This is a genomic window from Streptomyces sp. NPDC058198 (assembly GCF_042882605.1).
Taxonomy (GTDB): Bacteria; Actinomycetota; Actinomycetes; order Streptomycetales; family Streptomycetaceae; genus Streptomyces.
Genome location: NZ_JBHVVP010000002.1, coordinates 637,361 through 660,069, shown reverse-complemented (window position 1 = coordinate 660,069; position 22,709 = coordinate 637,361). Strand labels below are relative to the sequence as shown.

Genomic DNA, 22,709 nt, shown 5'->3' with positions numbered 1-22,709 from the left:
GCAAGCCGACCACGGAAAGTCATCTCCGCTAGTCAGGCAGGGACTTGGGTGGGAGGTTGGTTTCCCTCAACCGCCCACTCCATTGGGAAGAGCTCGGAACCCGAGGCCCGGAGCCCGAGGCTTGAGCTCCGGAACGACCTGCGGTTTCTCAGGCGCGACGGCTCGCGTACGAGACGAACGCGCCCCACGCATCGGCGGGCACGGCCAGCTCGGGACCGGCGGTGAACTTGGAGTCCCGAATGTGGACGGCGGCGGGGCAGGCGGCAACCTCGACGCAGTTGCCACCTTCGGCGTCGCTGTACGTGGACTTGCTCCAGGACAGGGCGACTTCGACGCAGGCGCCGCCCTCAGAATCGCTGTAGCTGGACTTGAACCACTGTCGCTGATCGCTCACAGCTCACCCACTATCCGCTCGATGGAACAGGCAGACTCCTCAACGCTGAGGGCCTGCATGCGAATCATGCTATGACGCTCAGTCAGCGAACTCACCACGTCCGGATCGGGCGTCAGCTCCGTTGCGGGTTGGCCTTCCGCGTATGCGAGTCGGTCGTGGTCGCGTGTTTCCATCAGCACCATCTGCCCCATGAGTGCGGCAGGGATGGCGCGGTCGAATGGCATGACCTGGAGCGATACGTGGCGCAGCCGACCCATCTCCAGCAAATGGAGCAGCTGACGTCGGTGGACTTCGAGGCCCCCTACCGGGGTGCGCAGCACGGCCTCGAAAAGCACAAAACTGAAGACCACTGGGGGCTTGCGAGCAAAGATCGACTGACGCTCAATACGAGCGGTGACGCGCTCCTCAACTGTCTCGTCGTCGAATGGCGGACAGTGGTTGCCGATCAGGGCTCGGGCGTAGTCCTCTGTCTGCAAAAGCCCCGGCACCAGGGCAAGTTCGTACCACCACAGACTGATCGCCTCACGCTCGTGGAGCATGTAGTCGTGTGCTCGCACGGGAAACCGCTCCCGCCGCAAATACTGCTTCGCGGCGCTCAGTAACCCCTCCGCCCGCAGCAAGTCGTCCGCCGCGTCCAGCAGCTTCGGCGTCGGCATCCGTACGCCCTGTTCCATCGACTTGATCGTGTCCGGAGCGTAGTTCGACGCCGTGCCCAACTCCTCACGGCTCACCCCCGCCTTTGTCCGCCACCTCTTCAACTGGTCGCCGGCGTAACGCCACGCGACCGGTGGCTGCGGGTCCTGGAGTGACACAGCTCGCACCTCCGATTGATACGCCAAGCCGCGTATCTACTCAGTCACTTCCGAGCGTAGCCAGTCCTGACCAGCCTGTGAGCATGAACAACGCAATCCGACCCGACCGGGTCGAGGGGTGACCACGACCATGCTCACCACATCGATGCGGTTCGACCGCTCGGCCGCGTCCGTCCCCGCTGCCCGCGCCTTCACCCGAGACGTTCTGGGCGAGGCCCGCGCCTACGCCCACGCGCTCGACGACGTCCTTCTCTGCGTCTCGGAACTGGCGACCAATGCCGTTCGGCACGGCGTGCCCGTCGGCGGGGCGCTCCTGCTCAAGGTCGACGCCGACGATCAGCGCGTACGCGTCGAATGCCACGATGCCAACCGCCGCCGCCCCCGCTTACGCCACCCCGCAGCGGACGACCAGAGCGGCCGCGGCCTGCTGCTCGTAGAGGCCATCGCGTCCCGCTGGGGCGTGGGCGAGCGCCCGTTCGGCAAGTTCGTCTGGTTCGAACTCGACCTAAAACCCGAAGACGCCGACCTGCACTGACCCTCAACGCCGCGAGCCGTCAGACCTTTTTCACGAGGACCGTGGGCGGGAGGAGCTTCTCCATATCGTCCAGGTCCGAGGTGAACACCGTGACGTCGCCGGGCTGTTGGCACGCGACGAAGACGCGGACGCGCGCTTGAGACTGCTGTTGCTTTCGCTTGCCTTGGCCGGCTTGTCACCCTTGGTCACGCTGCTGCCGCCGGGCCACCCTGCCCAGCCGGGAGTCCGCACGACGGCGGTCGAACTCGGCGTCCAGCCCGTCCAGCTCGGCGCGCGCAGTGGCCAGCTCCTCTTCGGTGGAGGGCCCGTACTCCTCGTCCAGCCAGCTCACAAGCCCCAGGAGCTTGTCACGGCCCCGCTGCGCCCGCAGCGCTTCCGTGACGGAGGCAGAAATACCGCGCTCCGCGACGTCCTCGCGGATCTCCTCCAGGAGATCCTCCGGAATGGTGAGAGTCACCTTCTTGGCAGCCACACTTCGGACCACACCCCCCATATAGAAGCGCATATAAGTTGTAGCGTTGGCGGGATATAGCGTCGCAATCATGAGACCGCTGACTGACACCACCACCGACCAGGCGCCCGCTGATCCGGCCGCCACCGACGACATGCTGGCCACCCAGCCCGTCGGCTACTGGAGTGGCCTCGCCCACGCGGCCGTCACCCGGCATCTGCGTGACGCCATGGCCAGGATCGACGTCACGCAGCCGCAGTACTGGGTGCTCAACCGGGTGAACGGGCCTGCGGCGCCGAGCCGCGAGGAGGTCGTCATCCAGCTGACGCCCCTCGCGGACGGGCCGCACGAGATCGCTCGCGTCATCGACCAGCTGTTCCACCGCGGCTGGCTCCAGGTCGACGCCGGGCAGCGCCTGCAGCTCACCGACGCCGGGGAGGCTGCCAGGGTGCGGCTGCGCGAGCTGGTGACCGAGCTGCGCGCCGTGGTCCACGAGGGCATCAGCGACGAAGAGTATGTGGCCGCGCTCAAGGTGCTGCGCAGGATGGTCGCCAACGTCGAAGAAGACGGGGACTCCTAGGTTCTGCGGGGTTGTTGTCTGCGGGTCGGGACCAAGGCGTACCCGAGGCGGGCCGGGTTGTGTGGTGTCGGGTGGGGCCGCCCCTTTCTGTGTGAGTGTCGCGGCTCCGGGCCGGGCGTCAAGGGCGCTCCTGCGTCGCGTCGGCTACGCCGATTCCGCTGCGCTCCACCCTTGACCCCCGTCCCTCCACCGCAAGTGACTCTTTGAGGGGGCGGCCGGGGGGAGGGTTCCCCGGGAAGCCAGGATCTTGGCGGTTGTCCTTTGCCGTCCTCGGGTCTGTGGGTGGATTGCGCGGCAGTGGAATGGGGTGGCCGGGCTCGGCTTAGCGACCAGCGACCGTCCCTGGCCGAGGCACAAGCTGGTGCCTGAGCTTGGTGGGTGGTGGGGTGCGTGTGACGTATGGGACGGAAGTGGGCCGGTAGAGGGCTCGCATGTGCCCGGGGACACGCTTAACGCGCTCTCTGACGCATAGCCGATCAGCGAGGGGCCCGAAAGGCCGGGCAAATATGGGCATATGGGGCGTCATGCCGACTCGTCGCGCTCAACCTCGCCTGCGCGCCCGCCACCTCCCGGCCCGGTGGGCGAGAGCGGGCCGCATGTGCGTGGAAATTTGACTGGGGCGGCGAGCCTCCTTCAGTCATCCGATATGCCACCATATGCCCGGCCGTTTGGGGTCTCAGGAGGGCTGTCATGCGTCAGGGGTTGCGTTAAGCGGATCTTCGGGCACAAACGGGGCCTCTACCAACCCACTTCCGTCTCCCAGGTCACACCCACCCCACCACCCACCAAGCTCAGGCACCAGCTTGTGCCTCGGCCAGGGACGGTCGCTGGTCGCTAAGCCGAGCCCGGCCACCCCATTCCACTGCCGCGCAATCCACCCACAGACCCGAGGACGGCAAAGGACAACCGCCGCGATCCTGGCTTCCCGGGGAACCCCTCCCCCCGGCCGCCCCCCACTGCCTTCACTTGCGGTGGAGGGACGGGGGTCAAGGGTGGAGCGAAGCGGAATCGGCGTAGCCGACGCGACGGAGGAGCGCCCTTGACGCCCGGCCCGTAACCGCGACACTCACACAGAAAGGGGCGGCCCCACCCGTCATCAAACGACCCGGCCCGCCCCGGGTACCTCTCGGTTCTGACCCGCAGTCGGCAATCTCAGCTCAGACAGCTGATGACGGTCCGACGCTTAGCCGAGCCGGGCCGCCCCATTCCACTGCCGCGCTGGGATCCGCTCCCGGCGGCACGGGCCGCTGCCGGCACTCCGGTGCTCGAAGCGGTGCCCAACCTGGTCCGGCGCCGCCTTACCCCGAGACGTACCTGACGGGTCGTTGGGCAGAACGAAACTGGCGCACCGACACCGTCACCGGTTGAGGGCGACCGCGAACAGGGCGAAGGCGAGCACGATCACGCCCACCCGGACGTAGTGGTAGCGGTCCCAGCGACCCGCCTGCTGCCTCCAGTCGGCGGGCCTGCCCTCCGCGGTCCAGGTCTTGGCCCGGTTGTTGATCGGCACCAGCAGCAGCAACGACATCACCACGCTCACCGCCAGCAGCGCGGTGGCCGCCGTGACCAGCGAGGCGCCCGCGCCTCCCCAGGCCACGGCGGCCCAGACCGCGCCGAGCACCATCGAGCCGATGTACCAGACCGGCATGACCCGGCCGAGCACCCGGGCCCCGTCGCTGCGGGCGGCGATGCAGCTGTCGTCGGGGAGCCGGTCCAGGATCGGGTTGACGAACACCGCCACCGCGAACTCCACGCCCACCATCATTCCGACCACGACGACCGTGACGACTGCCAATGCGTTCTGCATGACCCCTCCCCAGGGCTCGTTCTAGCGTCGCTAGATTCTGATGCGATGCTAGACATGTCGTCGCTCGTTTGTCTAGCGATGCTAGAATCGGGCCATGTCTGCACAGGAACGCAAGGAACGAGAGCGGGCCAACCGCCATCAGCTGATCGTCTCCACGGCCCGGGAGCTCGCCGAGGCCCAGGGCTGGGACGCGGTCACCACGCGCAAGCTCGCCGAGCGGATCGAGTACAGCCAGCCTGTCCTCTACAGCCACTTCCGGGGCAAGCGCGAGATCCTCGGGGCGGTCGCCCTGGAGGGCATGGCCGAGCTGACCGCTGCCCTGCGCGCGGCGGTGGCCGAGCAGCCCGCCGGACGGCCGGCTGTGGCCGCGCTGGCCCACGCCTACACCGACTTCGCCACCGGCAGCCCAGCTCTGTACGACGCGATGTTCAGCCTCGACAACGGCCTCCCCTTCGCCGCCGAGACCACCCCCGCGCCCCTGCGCGAGGCCTTCCAGGCCCTGCTGGACCCGCTGGTGGCGCACGCGGGCCCGGACGAGGAGCCCGGCCTCTTCGTCGAGACCTTCTGGGCCGCGCTGCACGGCCTGATCACCCTCACCCGCGTCGGCCGGCTTCCCGCCGACCGGATTCCCAGCCGTATCACGCTCCTGGTCAACCGCTTCGTCGGCACCGAGGAGCTCGTCGGCACCGAGGAGCAGCCCCCCGTGCAGTAGTCCCTGGGGGCTGCTGCACGGGGGGCCGGCGGACCTGCACCGTCGTCAGGCGAGCGGGCTTGCCACCTGTGTCCGTAGGCCCAGCGGGGCCGCGATCTCCTCCACCATTACCTTGCCCGCCTCCTCAGCCAGCGCGTCCTCGCTCAGGTCCTGGTCCGTGTCCAGGCCGTCGAGGGCCGGGAGGGGCTGGTCGAGGCGGACGTGCGCGACCAGGGACTGGAGGGCGCGGAGGGTGGCTGAGGCGGTGGAGCCCCAGCTGGAGAAGTACGAGAACTGCCACCACCACAGCGCCTCGGTCGTCCGGCCCGCGCTGTAGTGGGCCAGGCCGTGGCGGAGGTCCGTGACCACACCGGCGATGTCGTCGGAGATACGGGACGCGACGGGCGCCTTGCGGGGCTCGTACGGGTCGAAGACCTCGGAGTAGACATCGATCGGCTCAAGGATCACCGCGAAGCGCTCGCGCAGATCGTCGACATCCGGCTCCGGGCCGAGATCGGGCTCGTACCGCTCGTCGGGAAGGATGTCCTCGTGCGCGCCCAGTCGGCCGCCGGCCAGCATGAGCTGGGAGAACTCCAGCAGCAGAAACGGTACGGCGCTGTCGGGTTCGTCGCCCTTCGCCACTTCCGTGACCGCGACGATGAAGCTTTCGATCTGGTCGGCGATCTGGACCGCGAAGTCGTCCGGATCCTGATTGACGGCGTGCAGCGTTGCGTCAGACATCGAGAAGTCGTCTCCCCTCGAAGGCACGCCCGAGCGTGACCTCGTCAGCGTATTCCAGGTCGCCCCCCACGGGCAGACCGCTGGCCAGGCGTGTGACCTTCAGACCCATCGGCTTGATCATGCGTGCGAGGTAGGTGGCAGTGGCCTCGCCCTCCAGGTTGGGGTCGGTCGCCAGGATCAGTTCGGTGACCGTGCCATCCGCCAGACGGGTCAGCAGCTCGCGGATCCGCAGGTCGTCGGGGCCCATGCCCTCGATGGGGCTGATCGCGCCGCCGAGCACGTGGTACTTCCCGCGGAACTCGCGGGTGCGCTCGATGGCGACGATGTCCTTCGGCTCCTCGACGACACAGATCACCGTCACATCGCGCCGCGCGTCACGGCAGATGCCGCACCGCTCCTCCTGGGCGATATTGCCGCACACGGCGCAGAACCGGACCTTGTCCTTGACCTCGAGGAGGGCATGGGCGAGGCGGCGGACGTCGGTCGGTTCGGTCTGGAGGATGTGGAAGGCGATCCGCTGCGCGCTCTTGGGACCGACGCCGGGCAGCCTGCCCAGTTCGTCGATGAGGTCCTGAACCACGCCTTCGTACAACGGATTGCCTTCCCTGCTGCTGAGCGGTTGTGGTGCCGCGCTCCGTACGTGGTACGTACGCTAGTTGGTGTCGCGGGCTGTTAGAAGGGGAGACCCGGCATACCGCCGAGACCCTGGGCGAGCGGGCCCAGCTTCTCCTGCTGGAGCTGCTGCGCGTTCTCGTTAGCCGCGTGGACGGCGGCGACGACGAGGTCCGCGAGGGTCTCCGTGTCCTCCGGGTCGACGGCCTTCGGGTCGATGACAAGGGCACGCAGCTCGCCGGAGCCGTTGACGGTGGCCTTCACAAGCCCACCGCCCGCCTGGCCCTCGACCTCGGTCGCCGCCAGCTCCTCCTGCGCCTGTGCGAGGTCCTGCTGCATCTTCTGGGCCTGCTGGAGCAGCTGCTGCATATCGGGCTGACCACCACCGGGAATCACGGTCACTCCTGGCATTCGACGACGATGTACCTGTAAGCCGAGCCTACGTGGTCACCGAGCACCTCGCCCCACCCGAGGGTGCCAACTCTTTCGAGTGAAGCCTCCCGGCTCCTCCACCTGATCAAGACCCTCGCGTAGGGGTAAATACCGGGATTTCGGGCACACGGCCCGCCATTCGGCGGTAGGAATGTATGCGCGTCACCAGGCGCGTCACCATGCGCCTCGCCGCGTGCCTCACTACGTGCCACCACGTGCGTCACCACGCGTCGTGCGATGGCCACCGAGCCCTTCCCGTCACCCAGAGTCACAGCAGACCCCAGAGGAGCGCCCAGGTGAGCCAGCCGGAGATGCAGCCCGGAGGCACCGCCCGGGAAGACCGGGACACCCCGTCCGACGCCCCCTCCGAGGCCACGCACGGTGACGCCACGTACGGAGAAGGAGCCGGCGACGGCGGCCCGCCGCACGGCGATCTGACCGGCGGCCCGTTCCCGCTCGGGGACTGGGGGGAGCCGGCGGAACAGCTCGACGAGCTGTACCAGTGGGTGGAGCTGGGGGCGCTGCACACAGTCGAGTGGTATCTGTCCGACCGGTTACGCAAACGGCGCGTCGCGCGCGTCCTGCGCGTCGCCACGGCCCTCGGGGTGACCGCGGGCGCCGCGCTGCCGCTGCTCGATCTGACCGGGGCGCTGCCCGGCGCGGCGGGCTGGGGATATCTCTCGCTGCTGCTGGGCGCGGCGTGTCTGGGGTGCGACCGGTACCTCGGGCTGACGTCCGGGTGGATGCGCGCGGTCGCGACGGCGCAGGCGGTGCAGCGCAGATTGCAGACGCTGCAGTTCGACTGGGCGTCGGAGTGTGTACGGGAGGTCCTCGGCCCGACCGAGGGCACGGCGAGCGAGGCGGCGGAGCGGTGCCTCGGGGTGCTGCGGAGGTTCACGGAGGACGTGACGGAGCTGGTACGGGCGGAGACGGCGGACTGGATGGTCGAGTTCCGCTCCGGCCCGGCGCCCCTGGTGATGCAGTCGATGCCGATGGGCGGGGCGCGGGGTGACGGTTCCCTGCCGGCCCCTGGCCGCTTCCCCCTCCCCCCGGGCTCCCGCCCGAACATGCCCAGGCAACGACCGCCGGAGCAGCCGCGCTGATACTTGAGCCCTCCTGCGCAGAAAGGGGCCGGCGCGGATCGCGCCGGCCCCTTCCTTCTCAGCTGCCGACCGCTTCGGTCAGCTGAAGACGATCATCGAGCCCTGGCCGAGGCTCCTCGTGGCCGCCGCGTGCAGGCCCAGCCAGACGTGGCGTTCCCTGGCGAACGGGCTGTCGTCGTACGGGATCGAGGTCGCCGGTTCCTCCAGGGACGTGGGGCGCTCGGGCGGGGTCGGGGCGGCCGGGGGGTTGGCCGCGTCGATGCCGATCGACGCGGCGACGAATTCCAGCTCACGCAGCAGGCCCTGCGTGGAGCCCAACGGGCCACCGCCCGCGAGGAGTTCCTCGTTCGAGAGGGGCGCGGCGAAGTCCACCGGGACGTACGCGCCCGCGTGGTCGTAGTGCCAGACCAGATGCGACTGCTGGGCCGTCGACTCGAACATCTCCAGCAACTGTTCGTAGTCACCGCCCAGTTCGCCGACCGGCGTCACCGCCAGGCCGCAGAGCTGGAGCAGATACACGCGCCGCAGGAAGTGGAGCGCGTCGTAGTCGAAGCCGGCGACCGGGGCGACATCCCCCGAAAGGCCTGGCATATAGGCGAAGACAGGAACGGACGGCAGCCCGGCGTCGCCGAGCGCCTTGTCATAAACGGCGATCTCTTCGGCGAAGGGATTGTCGGGGCTGTGGCACAGCACATCGACGAGGGGGACCAACCACAGGTCACAGGCCAAGGGAGGCTCGCTCTCCAACGGGGTTCGTACGCGTGCGCGCGATGGTCGCGATGGTCGGGACAGCGTAGTGCGGCGGGCACGTTCAGCGAAGAGCCCGGTCAACCACCACCGGCGAGTCCCGTCGTCCGGCATCGGCGAGTCCGGTCATCCGGCAGTGGCCGATCGAGTCGTACGGCACCGGCGCATCGAGTCATCCGGGACCTCCCGCGGCAGGCGGCAAGTCCCAGATCCATACCCCGCCGATCCGCTTCCCCGGGCGCCCGAGCAGCTTCTCCAGCGTCTCGTACAGCGCCGCGTCATTGGCCTGCGGCGCGAGCACCACCACACCCGCCTTCCAGAAGGCGAGGTCGTAGCTCGCCTGCGCCTTCCAGTCGTCGCCGAGCGTCGGGACCTGGCCGCTGTAGCGGACATCGCGCAGGAGGTTCGAGGTGTAGCGGGCCGGGGCGCCGTAGATGCCTCTGCGGTCCTCGCCCCACGGCCCGTTGAAATAGCCGCCGGGCACGGAGAAGCCGAGGCCGGTCGCGGACTGCCAGTGCAGTGCCTCCGCGCCGCCCGGGTCGGGCAGCGGTACGGGCACGAGGGTCTCGCCCTCGGAGACGTACGAGCGGTACATCCCCTCGGCGATGAACGGCGGTACGTCCACGCGGTCCCGTACCGGCAGCGGGGTCGGCAGGATCGGGAGCAGGGCCGCGGCCACCGCCGCGAGTCCGACGATCCGGTGCGTGCGCCGCGATACGTCCCCGAGCCGGTCGCCGAGCCGGTCCACCGCCAGCGCCACCAGCGCGCCCAGCGCCGGCGCGCAGATCATCGCGACCCGGGACTCGATGACCGACTCGAAGAGCGGCTGATGGGCGAGCGCCCGCCAAGGGCCGGGCAGCACCACGTCCGTGAACGGGATACGGACCTTCGGACCCAGCGACAGCAGCGCCGCCGCGACCGCCGTGAACGCCAGCGCCCTGACCACGGCGAGCCGCCACAGCCACACCACGATCCCGAAGGCGAGGGCGATCAACGGCCAGCCGTAGAAGGCGTTCTGCTCGGTGCGGTTCATCGCGAGCGCGTCGGCCGTCGTCTCGTCGCCGAGGAGCGCGCGCCCGGAGAACTCCAGGAAGGCGAGCGGGCTGTTCCCGGCGTTGTCGCCGTGCAGCACGCTGTGGTAGCTCTGCGGGCCGAAGAACTGCCAGTACAGCGGGAACGCCAGCAGCGGCAGACAGACCTGCACCGCGAATCCGAGCCCGCGCAGCAGCGGCCCCAGCGCCGCCCGCGCCACATCGCGGCGCACGACCGCGTACGCGAGCGCGAAGAGCAGCATCCCCATCGCGGCGAGCAGCAGCGGCTCCTCGCCCAGGAAGATCTGGTACGTCGCGAAGAGGCCGAGCAACACGCCGTCCCGTGCGACCCGGCGCCCCTGGTCCGTCTCCTTTTCCACCACCGCAACCGCGCTCTCGCACAGCCTCAGCGCCCGGTCGATGATCACCGGAATCATGAAGAGGACAAGGAAGTTGGGGTGCGCGTTGGCGTGCGACATCATCGGCGGCGCGAACGCGGCGAGGGCCGCGCCGAGGGCGGCCGCCCAGCGGTTCCTGACGAGCCGGCGCGCGAACAGCCAGTACCAGGCGACCGCCGTCGCCGTCAGACCGAGGGTGAGGACGAGCGCCCAGGTGACGGTCGGACCGAAGGCGAGCGTGACGGGCGTGAGGGGTACGGAGAGCCCGAGCATGACGGTGTTCGCCATCAGGTTCACGCCGTCGGGGAAGTTCTGGAGGGTGGTGAAGAGCGGATTGCGCAGATGCACGACGTTGTCGGCGGTGACCCTGAAGAACCACTCCCACTGGTTCTGGTCCGACCCCGCGTCGGCGAGATACGTGTGGTCGAGGTCCGCCCACAGGCCCTTGTAGAGGAAGAACGAGGCGAGGAGGAAGAGCCCGGCCACCGCGAGATCCGTACGCCGGCCCCGGTGGAGCCGCTGCGCCCACTGAGCTCCCCGCGTCCCCCGCGTCCGCCGCGCCCTGAGCCGTACCAGCTCCAGCAGCACCTTGCCGTAATCCAGCGGCCGTACCTTCGACCCCGGCTGGTGCGACCAGCGCACCGGGACTTCCGTCACCGGCCAGCCCGACCGCCGGAAGAACCGCAGTATCTCGACGTCGATGCCCCAGCCGTCCAGCCGGGAGTCGGCGAAGGCGGCCCGCGCCTGCTCGCCGTCGAACAGCTTGAAGCCGCACTGGGTGTCGCTGATGCCGTGGACCGCGACGAGCTGTATCAGCCGGTTGCCGAGGCGGCCGAGCCACTCGCGCAGCGCCAGCTGCCGCACCTCGATCCGCGCGTCGGGATGGGCGCGGGAGCCGATCGCCGCGCCGCCGCCGTCGGCCGTGAGCTGCTTGTCGAGCCGGTCCAGCTCGTCGATCGGTGTCGCGAGGTCGGCGTCCGTCACCAGCACGCGCCGGCCGTACGAGGCCAGGACGCCCTGGCGCAGCGCATGTCCCTTGCCGCGGTTGCCCTTGCTCGTCACCACGTGGATACGCGGCTCGTCGGCCGCGGCCGCCGCGGCGATCCCCGCTGTGCCGTCCGACGAACCGTCGTCGACGACGATCAGCTCCCAGTCGCCCCAGCGGTCCGGATCCGCGCGCAGATGGGCGCAGATGGCGTCCAGGGTGGGGCGCAGTCGCCGCTCCTCGTTGTACGCCGGTACGACGACGGTCAGATCGACGCTCACCGTGTCCTCGCCCAGGTCCGCTCTCGCCGCGTCCGTCCTCACCGCTGCGAACGCTCCAGCCTGTCCGCCCACTCCAGCGAATGGTCGTCGTACTCCCCGATCACGGCACGCGCCGCCGCCGCGTCGCCGAGGGTGAGGGCGTCGACCACGCGCTCATGTCCGCTCCACAGCCACTTCCCGCCCTCGGTGTCCTCGCGCAGGAAAGGTACGGAGAACACCCAGGCCTGGACGCGCAGCCGGTGCAGGAAGTCCGCGACGTAGCGGTTGGCCACCAGGGCGCCGAACTCGCGCCAGAACCGCAGGTCGTAGCCGATGAGTACGTTCAGATCCCCGCCCCTGGCGGCGCGCGCGGACTCCTCGGCCCTGCGGCGTACGGACACCAGCGCCGCGCCGTGCGCCCGGCCCGCGAGGTGCTCGCCCTCCAGCTTGCGGAAGACGCTGTCCACGATCAACGAGCGTGCCTCGACCATGTCGCGGAAGTCGGCGATGGAGAACTGGTGGACCCGGAAGCCGCGGTGCTGGTCGGAGTCGAGCAGGTCCTGTGCGGAGAGGTCGACCAGCGCCTCCCTGACGGGGGTCGCGGAGACTCCGTACTGCTCGGCGATCTGTTTGACCGTGAACTCCTGCCCCGGCAGTAAACGCCCTGCGAGCACTTCGTCACGGAGCGCGTCCGCGATCTGCTGCCGCAGAGTATTGCGGGTCACGGCTCCGCTGGCGGGCATGGTCTTCGGTCCCCTCGTCAGGCTTCCGACACCTTAAGGCAGCGGATGGGACGAGGTGGGACGGACCGGGCCGGGTGGCACCGGGCCCGGTCCGCGAACTCCGCCCTACGCGGTGTGCTCGTCCGCGACCGACAGCGCCGCGTCCAGGATCGCCAGCCCCTCCTTCGCCTCCGCCTCGGTGATGTTGCAGGCCGGGACCGCGTGCGTACGGTTCATGTTCACGAAGGGCCAGAGCCCGTTCTTCTTGCAGGCGGCGGCGAAGGCGGCCATGGGGGCGTTCGCCTCACCCGACGCGTTGTACGGCACCAGCGGCTCGCGGGTCTCCTGGTCCCGGACCAGGTCGAGGGCCCAGAACACGCCCGTACCGCGGACCTCGCCCACCGACCGGTGACGGGCCGCCAGCTCGCGCAGCCCCGGGCCGAGGACCGTCTCGCCGATGTGCGCGGCGTTCTCGACGACCTTCTCGTCCGCCATCACCTGGAGCGTGGCGATGGCCGCCGCACAGGCCAACGGGTGGCCGGAATAGGTGAGTCCGCCGGGGTAGGGGCGGGTGGCGAAGGTGTCGGCGATGGCCGCGGAGATGGCGACGCCACCGAGCGGGACATAACCGGAGTTGACGCCCTTGGCGAAGGTCAGCAGGTCGGGGACGACATCGAAGTGTTCCGCCGCGAACCACTTGCCCGTACGGCCGAAGCCCGCCATCACCTCGTCGAGGACGAAGACGATGCCGTGCCGGTCGCAGATCTCCCGTACGCCCGCGAGATAACCGGGCGGCGGGGTCATGATGCCGGCCGTGCCCGGGATCGTCTCCAGGATGATCGCGGCGATGGTCGCAGGGCCCTCGAAGGCGATGGTCGCTTCGAGGTGCTCCAGCGCGCGGGCGCACTCCTCCGCCTCCGTGGAGGCGTAGAACGGCGAGCGGTAGAGGAACGGCGCCCAGAAGTGCACGACCCCGGCCGATCCGTTGTCGGAGGCCCAGCGGCGCGGGTCACCGGTCAGATTGATCGCGGTGGAGGTGCCTCCGTGGTACGAGCGGTACGCGGAGAGCACCTTGGGGCGGCCGGTGTGCAGACGGGCCATGCGGATGGCGTTCTCGACGGCCTCGGCGCCACCGTTGGTGAAGAAGATCTTGTCGAGGTCGCCGGGGGTGCGCTCGGCGATGAGGCGCGCGGCCTCGGACCGCACATCGATGGCGAAGGCGGGCGCGAAGGTGGTGAGGCGGCCGGCCTGCTCCTGGATGGCGGCGACGACGGTGGGGTGCTGGTAGCCGATGTTGGTGAAGACGAGACCGCTGGTGAAGTCGAGGTAGCGGTTGCCGTCGTAGTCCCAGAAGTACGCACCCTCGGCGCCGGCGACGGCGAGCGGATCGATCAGGCCCTGGGCGGACCAGGAGTGGAACACGTGCGCGCGGTCTGCGGCCTTCACGGCTGCGCCGGCCTGCGGGTCGACAAGAGGGTTCATGCGGCCCAGGGTAGGAGGCGCAGGTGGGGGGCGGTATGGCCACGCTGTATGGAGTGAGGCACTTTGCTGGGCATGGTGTCGACGCGAGGGTGTCGACGCGCCGGTGTCAACGCGCCGGTGTCGACGCCCACGTATGTCCGGGAGGGCGCCGGACGGCTCAGGACGCCGGGGCCGTCGTACGGAACCTTGCCCGGTACGTCGAAGGCGTCACGCCCAGCCGCCGCAGGAACACCCGCCGCAGCGACTCGTCACTGCCCAGACCGCTGCGCCGGGCCGCGCCCGTCACGCTCTCCCCCGCCTCCAGCAGCGCCTGCGCCGCCTCCAGCCGTACGGACTCGACGTACGCCGCCGGGGTGCTGCCGACCTGTTCGTTGAAGAGGCGGGTCAGATGGCGCGCGCTCAGCCCGCCGCGCCGGGCCAGCGCGGGCAGTGAGTGGTCGGCGGCCGGATCCGCCGTGACCTCCCGCAGCAGTCCGCGCAGCGCGTCGTGCTGTGGGCTCGGGGTGCGCGCGGCGACCGAGAACTGCGACTGACCGCCCGGCCGTTGCAGGAAGACCACCAGGTCACGGGCGACCTCACGCGCCAGATCCGCGCCCTCGTCGTCCTCGACCAGGGCGAGCGCGAGATCGATGCCCGCGGTGACTCCGGCCGAGGTGTACGTACGACCGTCCCGTACGAAGATCGCGTCCGGGTCGACGGTCAGCGCCGGAAAGCGCCGCGCCAGGACGGCCGCGTGCCGCCAGTGCGTGGTGGCGCGCCTGCCGTCCAGCAGCCCGGCGGCGGCCAGCGCGAAGGCCCCGGTGCAGACGGACGCGACGCGGGCGGACCGGCCGGCCAGACCCGTCACCGCGTCGAGCAGCCCGGCCGGCGGCGGGTGGTGCGGCAGGTCCTCTGAGCCCGGGACGACGAGCGTGTGCGTCCTGCCGACCTCGGCCACCGCCGCGTCGGCGTGCAGCCGCGTGCCGGTGGAGGTGATGACGGGACCGCCGTCCGCCGAGCAGACCGTCTGGGCGTACGCGCCGCCGAGCCCCGCGGCCGTACCGAACACTTCCAGCGGAGCGGCGACATCCATCAGCCGAACGCCGTCGTACACGAGCACGGTGATGTCCTTGCGCTCTCTTCCCTGCATACGGCCACGCTAGCCCGGATCCATGGCCGTATGTGTGGGATGTACGTCCGGATGGACATGGCGGGGGCGGGGCGGCCGGGCGGAGAGTGGAGACACGCCCCTCGCGAAAGGAATCCCGCCATGCCCGAGCGCATCGCCGGTATCGAGATCCCCGACAGCAGCCTCGCCAAGGAAGCCACCGAGCTGGTGTGGGACACCACCGGGTCGCTGCTGTACGACCACTCCCGCCGGGTCTTCCTCTTCGGCTCGCTCCAGGGGCAGCGGCGCGGGCTGTCGTACGACCCCGAGCTGCTCTACATCGGCGCGATGTTCCACGACCTCGGCCTGACCGAGGACTACCGCGGCTCCCAGCAGCGCTTCGAGCTCGACGGCGCCGACGCGGCGAGGGATTTCCTGCTGCGCCACGGCCTGTCCCAGGAGAGCGCGCGCATCGTCTGGACCGCCATCGCGCTGCACACGACGCCAGAGATTCCGGCCCATATGGAGCCCGAGGTCGCGCTCGTCACGGCCGGGGTCGAGTTCGACGTCCTGGGGATGGGGCTGAACGACGTCCCGGCGAAGACCAGGGAAGAGGTCGTCGCGGCCCATCCGCGGCCGGACTTCAAGCGGCGCATCCTGCAGGCGTTCACGGAGGGGATCGAGCACCGTCCTGACACGGCCTTCGGGAATGTGAAGGCGGATGTACTGGCGCGCTTCTCCCCGGGTTTCGTACGGACGGACTTCGTCGACGTGATCGAGAACTCGGCCTGGCCGGAGTGAGCTACGACGCCGTCGGTTTGCGGAGCAGGAGGCAGGCCTGCGGAGCGCGCATACTCTCCGGCTCGCTGACCAGCGTGGCGTGCACCACGAACCCGGCTCGCGTTGCCAGTTCGGCGATGCGGCCGGGCGGGAGCAGGTAGACATCGAGGGACATCTCATTGTCGCCGTATCCCTTCTCCTTGCGCCGCCGCTCGTCGCCGACGTGGAAGCCGAGAAGCAGGTGGCCTCCGGGAGCCAGCACCCGGTGGAACTCGGCGAACACCGCCGGCAGTACGTCCAGGGGCGTGTGAATGATGGAGTACCAGGCGACGATGCCCCCGAGTTCGCCGTCCGCCGGCCCCAGGGCCGTCATCGTCCCGATGTCGAACCGCAGGCCCGGGTGGTCCCGCCGGGCCACTTCGACCATCCTCGGCGACAGATCGACGCCGAACGCGGTCAGCCCGAGCGAGTGCAGATACGCCGTCACATGGCCGGGGCCGCACCCCACATCGGCGACCGTGCCGCTGCCGGCGGCCCGCACGAGCTCGGCCAGCGCGCCCAGCATCGCGCGTCCCAGAACGTCGGCCTCGAACGCGGGGGGCACGAGTTTGGCGTAGTCGACAGCGACCGTGTCGTACGACGCCCGGGTCTCGCGCAGGTAGGACGGCTCAGTCACGCGGCAGACCCTACTCCCGGGAGCGCTCGGACCGCAGGCCTCCCAACAGCCCGGAAGGCCGGGGCGCGGCCGGCCGGGTCATGCGAGATGATCCAGGGCGTCACAGTGGTGTAGCCCCTCGGGAACCGGTTTGACGGACATGGCTGGCGGTTCCTTGGGCACTTCGGGTACGAGGAGAGGCCGCGCGGCCATGGAAAAGCTGGCAGCAGGAGATCCCCAACGCATCGGCACCTACCAGCTGCTCGCGCGCCTCGGCGCGGGAGGAATGGGCCGGGTCTATCTGGCGCGCTCCGACCGGGGCCGTACGGTCGCGGTCAAGCTCGTACGCCAGGAACTGGCCGAACAGGAGCAGTTCCGCAGCCGCTTCCGGCAGGAGGTCGCCGCCGCGCGACGGGTCGGCGGCTCGTGGACGGCGCCCGTCCTGGACGCCGACACGGAGGCGGCGGTGCCCTGGCTGGCGACGGGCTATGTGGCCGGGCCCTCCCTGCAGTCGGTCGTCTCGGGCGGCCACGGTCCGCTCCCGGAACGTTCCGTACGGATCCTCGCGTCCGGTCTCGCGCACGCGCTCCAGGACATCCACGCGGCCGGCCTCATCCACCGCGATCTCAAGCCGTCCAATGTGCTGGTGACGATCGACGGGCCACGCGTCATCGACTTCGGCATAGCCCGCGCGCTGGAGACGGTCACCGACGGAGGTCTGACGCGGACCGGCGCGCTGGTCGGCTCGCCCGGCTTCATGGCGCCGGAACAGGTGCGCGGGGACCGGGTGACGGCCGCGTGCGACGTGTTCTGCCTGGGCTCGGTCCTGGCGTACGCGGCGACGGGCCGGCTGCCGTTCGGCGCGGCGGACACCGGGGCGCACGCGCTGATATTCCGTATCGCCCAGGAGGAACCGGACCTGTCCGAACTCCCCGAAGGGCTGGCGGAGTTGGTGCGGTGCTGTCTCCTCAAGGATCCGGCGGCGCGGCCGACCACGAAGGACATCCTGGCCCGGGTGGGCGAGGCGTCGGACTCGGGGGCGGGTCCTGGCGGGGAGCCCTGGCTGCCGGGCGGACTGCTGGCACAACTGGGCCAGCACGCGGTGCGGTTGCTGGAACACGAGGACCCGACGGGGCAGCTGAGAACGGCGGGGGTGGCGGCGATCGAGCCGGCCCCGGCGGTGGCGGGCCCGGCGGGGCCAACCCCTGAGGCGGCGGGCCCGGCAGTCGCGGGCCCGGTCGGGTCGGCCCCTGAGGCGGCGGGCCCGGCGTTGCCCGCGCCGACGAAGGACCAGACCCCGGCCGCGACCCCGGCTCCTACCCCTGCCGCTGCCTCTGCCCCAACCCCGGCCCCGGCCCCTGCTGCGGCTCCCGCTCCCCTGCCGGGGCCGGCGCCCTTTCCGGTTCCCCTCCAGACTCCGGCGCTGCCCCCGGCATACAGCCAGGCACCGGTACCGCAGCCGTACGGCTATCCCCCGGCCGGATACGGCCCGACGCCGCCACCCGGCGCGTCCCCGCAGTACGGACCGTCCCCGCAGTACAACGCGCCCTTCGGCCCCACTCCCCCGTACGGCCCGGCGCCGGTCCCCCCGCCCCCGCAGCGCAACGCCCGCGGCACCATCGCCCTGATCGCCGTGGCGGTGATCGTCGCGATAGGCGCGGGCGGTTCGGTGTACGCCTTCATGGGCAGCGACGGCACGAAGGACGACAAGGGGACGGGGGTGACCGACACGACGACCCCGAAGCCCCCGGTCGACGCCCCGTCCGCCTCAACCACGCCGTCCGGCGCCCCATCCACGGCCGAAAAGGGCGACGTGCCCACGAAGTACCTGGGCACATGGACGGGCGGTGTCGACACCAGCTCGGGTTACAGCACCCGTCGACTCGTCATCGAGCAGGGCGAGGTGGGCGATACGGTCCTCTCCCTGACGGCGGACGGACCGGCCGGGGGCGGCGGCAGCTACCACTGTGTCTTCGAGGCCCCGTTGGCGTCCTCTCCCGCCTCCGACGCCCCGCTCAGCATCGGCCCCTCCGAGGTCACCACGGGCGAGCCCATGTCCTCCTGCACCCCGGGCACCCCGACGGAGCTGACGATCCTGTCCGACGGCAGCCTGCGCCGAGTGACCACCAACGGTGAGTCTTTGACGTACACAAAGGAAGACTGACGCGACCGCGCCCCGGCTGCCGTCAAGGCCGCCGGGGCGCGGTACCGCCGTTCATCCGTTCCCGGCTACAGGAACGAGTTGATCTCGATCGTCTCCGTACGGCCGGGACCGACGCCGATCGCCGAGATCGGGGCCCCCGACATCTCCTCCAGTGCCCTGACATACGCCTGCGCGTTCTGAGGCAGGTCGGCGAAGGTCTTCGCCTTCGTGATGTCCTCCGACCAGCCGGGCAGGTACTCGTACACCGGCTTCGCGTGGTGGAAGTCCGTCTGGCTGTACGGGAGTTCCTCGACGCGCCGGCCGTCGATCTCGTACGCCACACACACCGGGATCTGCTCCCAGCCGGTCAGCACGTCCAGCTTGGTGAGGAAGAAGTCCGTCAGACCGTTGACCCGCGTCGCGTAGCGCGCGATCACCGCGTCGAACCAGCCGCAGCGGCGGTCGCGGCCCGTCGTGACTCCGCGCTCGGCGCCGATGCGGCGCAGCGCCTCGCCGTCCTCGTCGAACAGCTCCGTCGGGAACGGCCCCGCGCCCACCCGCGTCGTGTACGCCTTGAGGATGCCGATGACCCGGCTGATCTTCGTCGGCCCCACACCCGCGCCCGTGCAGGCGCCGCCCGCCGTCGGGTTGGACGAGGTGACGAAGGGATACGTACCGTGGTCGACGTCGAGCAGCGTGCCCTGGCCGCCCTCGAAGAGGACGACCTTGCCCTCGTCGATGGCGTTGTTCAGCACCAGGGTCGTGTCGGAGACGTACGGCTTCAGCTGCTCCGCGTACGTGAGCAGCTCCTCGACGATCTTGCCGGACTCTATGGCACGCCGGTTGTAGAGCTTGGCGAGGATCTGATTCTTGAAGTCGAGAGCGGCGTCGACCTTCTGGATCAGGATCGACTCGTCGTACAGGTCCTGGACCCGGATACCGACGCGGTTGATCTTGTCGGCGTAGGTCGGACCGATGCCACGGCCCGTCGTGCCGATCTTCCTCGAACCGAGGAACCGTTCCGTCACCTTGTCCATCGTGGTGTGATACGAGGTAATCAGATGGGCGTTACCGCTGATCAACAGCTTGGACGTGTCCACACCGCGGTCATTGAGCCCGCTCAGCTCGGAGAGCAGGACGGCCGGGTCGACGACCACTCCATTGCCGATCACCGGGACACATCCCGGGGAGAGGATTCCGGAAGGGAGGAGATGCAGTGCGTACTTCTGGTCGCCCACGACGACCGTATGGCCGGCGTTGTTGCCACCCTGATAGCGCACGACATAATCCACAGACCCACCGAGCAGGTCGGTGGCCTTTCCCTTGCCTTCGTCACCCCACTGAGCACCGAGCAGCACAAGTGCGGGCACAGGCGTACACCCCTTCCGGGCGGGGCATGTCCAAGGTCAGGGGGCGCACTAACGCCGTCCATACGGCGCGCGTACGCCGTATGTCATCGCACAACGCTGTACGACACAGCCCGAACCGTCGAACCGGTTGCCCCGGAATAGACGAAGCCCCTGGCGCAATAGCGCAAGGGGCTCTTGCACAAAGATGCTACCCGAGGAAGGACCGAGGTGTCGGCTCCCGAGCCCGCCGAGAACGGTGCGCAGCAGCTTCTGGTGGTCATCGACCCGGTCGCCCGCCGGACCGACGGCGAATCCGTGTTGATCGCGAAGGACGTGCTGAGCGCGGGGGCCTCAGTGAAGATCTGCCTGCCGGACGGGCCGGAGGCCTTCGCCCGGGCGCTGGCCCGGCGGGGCAGCCGGCGGCCCGTGGTGATCGGCGACGACCGGGCGCTGCTGCGGATGGTGGCCCTGCTCCACCGGGACCGGGAGCTGGGCTCCGGGGCGCTCTCGGTGGTGCCGGTGGGAGCCTCCGTGGAGCTGGCCCGTTCGCTGGGCGTGCCGACGGGCGCGGTCGCCGCGGCGCGCGCGGTGCTGGACGGGGTGGTGCGCCGGCTGGACCTGCTGGTCGATGACAGCGACGGCGTGGTGCTGGGCGGGCTACGCATCCCGGCCCTCCCGACGCGGGGCGGGGCGCCGGCCGCGCCGTCCGTCTGGGACACCTGCCGTTCCCTGGTCCGCACGCTGGTGCGACCGCCGCCAGGGGCGGCGCGTACGCACCGGCTGCGGGTCGAGGCGGACGGCGTGCTGCTGAGCGATCTGGACGAGCCGGTCGAGGTCGTGACGGTGCGCTCGTACGGAGGCCGCGCCGAAGTCGTGATCCGTACGCACGCGTCGGCCGAGCCGCGCCGGGCCAGCGCGCTGTCCGTGACGGTCTCGGGCGCGGACTTCCGCTACCGGGCGGACGCCCGGATCACCGGCCCGGTACGGACCAGGACCTGGACACTGCGCCCGGGGGCGTGGGGGCTGACGCTGCCCGCGGAGGCAGGCGCGTACGCGGGCCCCGGCGGGGGATAACGGCCGGATCGAGCCGTAGAGCACCTCTACTGCGGGGTCGGGGCGCCGGGTAGCCTCGGCCTTCGACACGACGCCCGGGGGGGCCGCATCGATGCCAGAGACGGGATCGCAGGGCACGGCTCTGGCTGTCGCCGACACGGCGAAGGCGTTGGCCCGCTACCGGGCACGCGCGGGCATATGGGTGCGGGCCGGCCTGACGGTGCTGGCAGGCTCGGTGATCATCGCCTTGACCGGCGGGGGTCCTGGGTGGGTGAGGGGGGCGCTGCCCGCGCTGATCGGCGTGTCCCTGTTCTGCTCGGGGCTCGGTCTGCTGACGCTGCGGCTCTCCCGCCGGATGCGGGACCGGCTGGCCGCGGGCCCCTGGATGGCCTACGCCGCCGAGGCCGTACCGCGCGGGATACACGCCGCGGCGGTGGTCCTGCGGGATCCGGCGACCGGTGAGCTGTGGCCGTTGACCGTGATAGCGATCCAGCAGCGCTACCACCTGGCGCAGCCCGGTCCCGACGGGTCGCTGTGGTGGTGCGGTGACCCACGGACCGGCGGGGTGATCGCGCCGCCCGGCGGGGCGGACCTGATCTGGACGCAACCGGTACGGGGGCGCTGGTCGCGGCAGCGCGTCGTACGGGCGGCACAGCGGCAAGGGCTGCTGGACCGGCAGGCGTCACCTCAGCCCGCATCGCCGCACCAGCCCCCACCACCTCCGCCGCCACCGGTGTCCGAGCTTTTGGAGCGGGACCTTCGGTGGGAGCGGAAGACCGCCCGCCGCTGGGGCGTCTACCGGTGGGTGCTGCTGGCGGGAGTGGTCCTGCTGGGGCCGGGCCTCGCCGGTTCCCTGGCCTCGGAGAAGGATCCGCAGATCGACCTCACCGTGATCGCGCAGGAGCCGGACGGCACCTGCGAGGTGCGGTGGACCGACCCCTGGAGCGGCGAACGGCGCGAGGGCCCCTTCCACTGCGATCCGGACCGTGATCCGCTGCTGGACTACTGGTGGACCGGCTGGGTGGTCTCGTACGGACCGTGGAAGGGGGAGCTCTACGACTCCGACCTGCGCGGCACCGTCGCCGACGAGGTGAACGCCGCGCTGAGCGTGGCCGGCGGGGCTCTCACGCTGACCGGGCTGGTCGGCGGGTTCAAGGGCCGACAGCGACGGAACACGCCCGCCGAACCGCCCGTCGAACCAGCCGTCGAGCCCGCTGAACAGGACCGCTGAAGCGCGTCAGCCCTCGTCGTGGCGGAGGGTTGCCTGATGCTCGCGCCAGCGGTCCAGGAGGGCCACCAGTTCCTTCTGCAGGAATTCGAAGAACGCCACCGTCTCCGCGACCCGCGCGCCGGCCGGGGTGTCTCTGCCAAGGGAGTCGACGCCTTGACGCAAGGTGTGCTCCCAGCGGCTCAGGACCGTGTCCCGCTGGGCGAAGGTGGCGTACCAGAGCTGGTTGTGCAGCCGGTAGCGGTCACGGCGCGATCCTGGGTCGCGCTCCCTGCCGACCATGCTGACCTGGACGAGATAGCGGATCGCCCCTGATACGGCGGCGGGGCTGATGCCGAGCTGTTCGCTCAGCTCGGCGGAGGTCATGCTCGCGTCGTCCGAGGCGAGCAGGGCCGCGAAGACCCTGGACGCCGTCCGCTGCATTCCGGCCTCGGTCATATCGGCGGCGAAACGCTCCACGAAGCGCGCTACGGCCTCCTCGTCCCGCTGCGGGTCACCCGTCTCATCCGTCCCGCCCGCCGCGTCCGCCGCGCCCGTCTCATCCGTATCGCCGGTCCTGCTGCTCATCGCCCCATCGTCTCCCCTGCTCGCGGTCCGCCTTCGATCTTAACGTGCGCGTTTTTACGCTTCC

At 70.3% G+C, this 22,709-nt stretch carries 23 protein-coding genes; 8 read left to right on the top strand and 15 right to left on the bottom strand.

Going from position 1 to position 22,709, the window contains the following annotated elements; translation table 11 throughout:
• Positions 1 to 148 precede the first annotated feature (148 nt).
• Together ACFVWW_RS11445 and ACFVWW_RS11440 are read right to left on the bottom strand one after the other, a co-directional pair.
• Positions 149 to 394, bottom strand: coding sequence for a DUF397 domain-containing protein (locus ACFVWW_RS11445; protein WP_386877311.1), 246 nt, complete (start codon positions 392 to 394; stop codon positions 149 to 151).
• The gene (locus ACFVWW_RS11440; protein ID WP_386877310.1) at positions 391 to 1,206 is read right to left on the bottom strand and encodes a helix-turn-helix domain-containing protein; all 816 of its coding nucleotides are present in this window, start codon (positions 1,204 to 1,206) and stop codon (positions 391 to 393) included. The genes ACFVWW_RS11445 and ACFVWW_RS11440 overlap by 4 nt, the downstream gene beginning before the upstream one ends.
• A 130-nt stretch (positions 1,207 to 1,336) precedes the next feature.
• On the opposite strand from ACFVWW_RS11440, the gene ACFVWW_RS11435 reads away from it, so the two are divergent.
• Positions 1,337 to 1,741, top strand: a complete 405-nt coding sequence (locus ACFVWW_RS11435; RefSeq protein ID WP_384332590.1) for an ATP-binding protein — start codon at positions 1,337 to 1,339, stop codon at positions 1,739 to 1,741.
• A gap of 175 nt (positions 1,742 to 1,916) precedes the next feature.
• Here the strand turns inward: ACFVWW_RS11435 and ACFVWW_RS11430 are convergent, their stop codons facing one another.
• Entirely contained in the window at positions 1,917 to 2,213 is a 297-nt protein-coding gene (locus ACFVWW_RS11430) for a CopG family transcriptional regulator (protein WP_386877309.1), read from the bottom strand.
• Between the two features lie 70 nt (positions 2,214 to 2,283).
• On the opposite strand from ACFVWW_RS11430, the gene ACFVWW_RS11425 reads away from it, so the two are divergent.
• Complete coding sequence (locus tag ACFVWW_RS11425; protein ID WP_386877308.1) at positions 2,284 to 2,772, top strand: MarR family winged helix-turn-helix transcriptional regulator; 489 nt, start codon at positions 2,284 to 2,286, stop codon at positions 2,770 to 2,772.
• 1,357 nt (positions 2,773 to 4,129) lie between these two features.
• On the opposite strand, the gene ACFVWW_RS11420 is transcribed toward ACFVWW_RS11425, so the two are convergent.
• Entirely contained in the window at positions 4,130 to 4,579 is a 450-nt protein-coding gene (locus ACFVWW_RS11420) for an anthrone oxygenase family protein (RefSeq protein WP_384191217.1), read from the bottom strand.
• Between the two features lie 94 nt (positions 4,580 to 4,673).
• Between ACFVWW_RS11420 and ACFVWW_RS11415 the strand changes: the two genes are divergently transcribed.
• Positions 4,674 to 5,291: a TetR/AcrR family transcriptional regulator gene (locus tag ACFVWW_RS11415; protein WP_386877307.1), complete on the top strand. Its 618-nt coding sequence runs from the start codon at positions 4,674 to 4,676 to the stop codon at positions 5,289 to 5,291.
• Positions 5,292 to 5,336: 45 nt separating this feature from the next.
• Here the strand turns inward: ACFVWW_RS11415 and ACFVWW_RS11410 are convergent, their stop codons facing one another.
• The 3 genes from ACFVWW_RS11410 to ACFVWW_RS11400 all read right to left on the bottom strand — a co-directional run bounded on the left by ACFVWW_RS11410 (position 5,337) and on the right by ACFVWW_RS11400 (position 7,019).
• Positions 5,337 to 6,011, bottom strand: coding sequence for a DUF5063 domain-containing protein (locus ACFVWW_RS11410; protein ID WP_386877306.1), 675 nt, complete (start codon positions 6,009 to 6,011; stop codon positions 5,337 to 5,339).
• A complete protein-coding gene (gene recR, locus ACFVWW_RS11405; RefSeq protein ID WP_384191224.1) occupies positions 6,004 to 6,603 on the bottom strand; it encodes a recombination mediator RecR in 600 nt (199 codons plus the stop codon). The genes ACFVWW_RS11410 and recR overlap by 8 nt, the downstream gene beginning before the upstream one ends.
• 80 nt (positions 6,604 to 6,683) lie before the next feature.
• Positions 6,684 to 7,019, bottom strand: coding sequence for a YbaB/EbfC family nucleoid-associated protein (locus ACFVWW_RS11400; protein ID WP_384332645.1), 336 nt, complete (start codon positions 7,017 to 7,019; stop codon positions 6,684 to 6,686).
• Positions 7,020 to 7,351: 332 nt separating this feature from the next.
• On the opposite strand from ACFVWW_RS11400, the gene ACFVWW_RS11395 reads away from it, so the two are divergent.
• A complete protein-coding gene (locus tag ACFVWW_RS11395) occupies positions 7,352 to 8,158 on the top strand; it encodes an SLATT domain-containing protein (RefSeq protein WP_384332602.1) in 807 nt (268 codons plus the stop codon).
• 78 nt (positions 8,159 to 8,236) lie between these two features.
• On the opposite strand, the gene ACFVWW_RS11390 is transcribed toward ACFVWW_RS11395, so the two are convergent.
• From ACFVWW_RS11390 to ACFVWW_RS11370, 5 genes are all read right to left on the bottom strand, one after another.
• Complete coding sequence (locus ACFVWW_RS11390; RefSeq protein WP_384191227.1) at positions 8,237 to 8,887, bottom strand: hypothetical protein; 651 nt, start codon at positions 8,885 to 8,887, stop codon at positions 8,237 to 8,239.
• A gap of 190 nt (positions 8,888 to 9,077) precedes the next feature.
• On the bottom strand, positions 9,078 to 11,642 hold the full coding sequence (locus tag ACFVWW_RS11385) for a dolichyl-phosphate beta-glucosyltransferase (RefSeq protein ID WP_386877305.1): 2,565 nt from the start codon (positions 11,640 to 11,642) through the stop codon (positions 9,078 to 9,080).
• Entirely contained in the window at positions 11,639 to 12,322 is a 684-nt protein-coding gene (locus ACFVWW_RS11380) for a GntR family transcriptional regulator (protein ID WP_384191232.1), read from the bottom strand. The genes ACFVWW_RS11385 and ACFVWW_RS11380 overlap by 4 nt, the downstream gene beginning before the upstream one ends.
• A 105-nt stretch (positions 12,323 to 12,427) precedes the next feature.
• The gene (locus ACFVWW_RS11375) at positions 12,428 to 13,783 is read right to left on the bottom strand and encodes an aspartate aminotransferase family protein (RefSeq protein ID WP_386877304.1); all 1,356 of its coding nucleotides are present in this window, start codon (positions 13,781 to 13,783) and stop codon (positions 12,428 to 12,430) included.
• Between the two features lie 157 nt (positions 13,784 to 13,940).
• The gene (locus tag ACFVWW_RS11370; RefSeq protein WP_384191237.1) at positions 13,941 to 14,912 is read right to left on the bottom strand and encodes a GlxA family transcriptional regulator; all 972 of its coding nucleotides are present in this window, start codon (positions 14,910 to 14,912) and stop codon (positions 13,941 to 13,943) included.
• Between the two features lie 120 nt (positions 14,913 to 15,032).
• On the opposite strand from ACFVWW_RS11370, the gene ACFVWW_RS11365 reads away from it, so the two are divergent.
• Positions 15,033 to 15,671: an HD domain-containing protein gene (locus ACFVWW_RS11365; RefSeq protein WP_384191240.1), complete on the top strand. Its 639-nt coding sequence runs from the start codon at positions 15,033 to 15,035 to the stop codon at positions 15,669 to 15,671.
• Between the two features lies 1 nt (position 15,672).
• On the opposite strand, the gene ACFVWW_RS11360 is transcribed toward ACFVWW_RS11365, so the two are convergent.
• Positions 15,673 to 16,326, bottom strand: coding sequence for a class I SAM-dependent DNA methyltransferase (locus ACFVWW_RS11360; protein WP_384191242.1), 654 nt, complete (start codon positions 16,324 to 16,326; stop codon positions 15,673 to 15,675).
• Positions 16,327 to 16,516: 190 nt separating this feature from the next.
• Between ACFVWW_RS11360 and ACFVWW_RS11355 the strand changes: the two genes are divergently transcribed.
• Entirely contained in the window at positions 16,517 to 18,469 is a 1,953-nt protein-coding gene (locus tag ACFVWW_RS11355; RefSeq protein ID WP_386877303.1) for a protein kinase, read from the top strand.
• Positions 18,470 to 18,534: 65 nt separating this feature from the next.
• Here the strand turns inward: ACFVWW_RS11355 and ACFVWW_RS11350 are convergent, their stop codons facing one another.
• Positions 18,535 to 19,818, bottom strand: a complete 1,284-nt coding sequence (locus ACFVWW_RS11350; protein ID WP_386877302.1) for an adenylosuccinate synthase — start codon at positions 19,816 to 19,818, stop codon at positions 18,535 to 18,537.
• Between the two features lie 207 nt (positions 19,819 to 20,025).
• On the opposite strand from ACFVWW_RS11350, the gene ACFVWW_RS11345 reads away from it, so the two are divergent.
• Together ACFVWW_RS11345 and ACFVWW_RS11340 are read left to right on the top strand one after the other, a co-directional pair.
• A complete protein-coding gene (locus tag ACFVWW_RS11345) occupies positions 20,026 to 20,871 on the top strand; it encodes a diacylglycerol kinase (protein ID WP_384191250.1) in 846 nt (281 codons plus the stop codon).
• 91 nt (positions 20,872 to 20,962) lie between these two features.
• A complete protein-coding gene (locus tag ACFVWW_RS11340) occupies positions 20,963 to 22,081 on the top strand; it encodes a hypothetical protein (RefSeq protein WP_386877301.1) in 1,119 nt (372 codons plus the stop codon).
• 6 nt (positions 22,082 to 22,087) lie between these two features.
• Here the strand turns inward: ACFVWW_RS11340 and ACFVWW_RS11335 are convergent, their stop codons facing one another.
• The gene (locus ACFVWW_RS11335; RefSeq protein ID WP_386877300.1) at positions 22,088 to 22,645 is read right to left on the bottom strand and encodes a GbsR/MarR family transcriptional regulator; all 558 of its coding nucleotides are present in this window, start codon (positions 22,643 to 22,645) and stop codon (positions 22,088 to 22,090) included.
• Positions 22,646 to 22,709 lie beyond the last annotated feature (64 nt).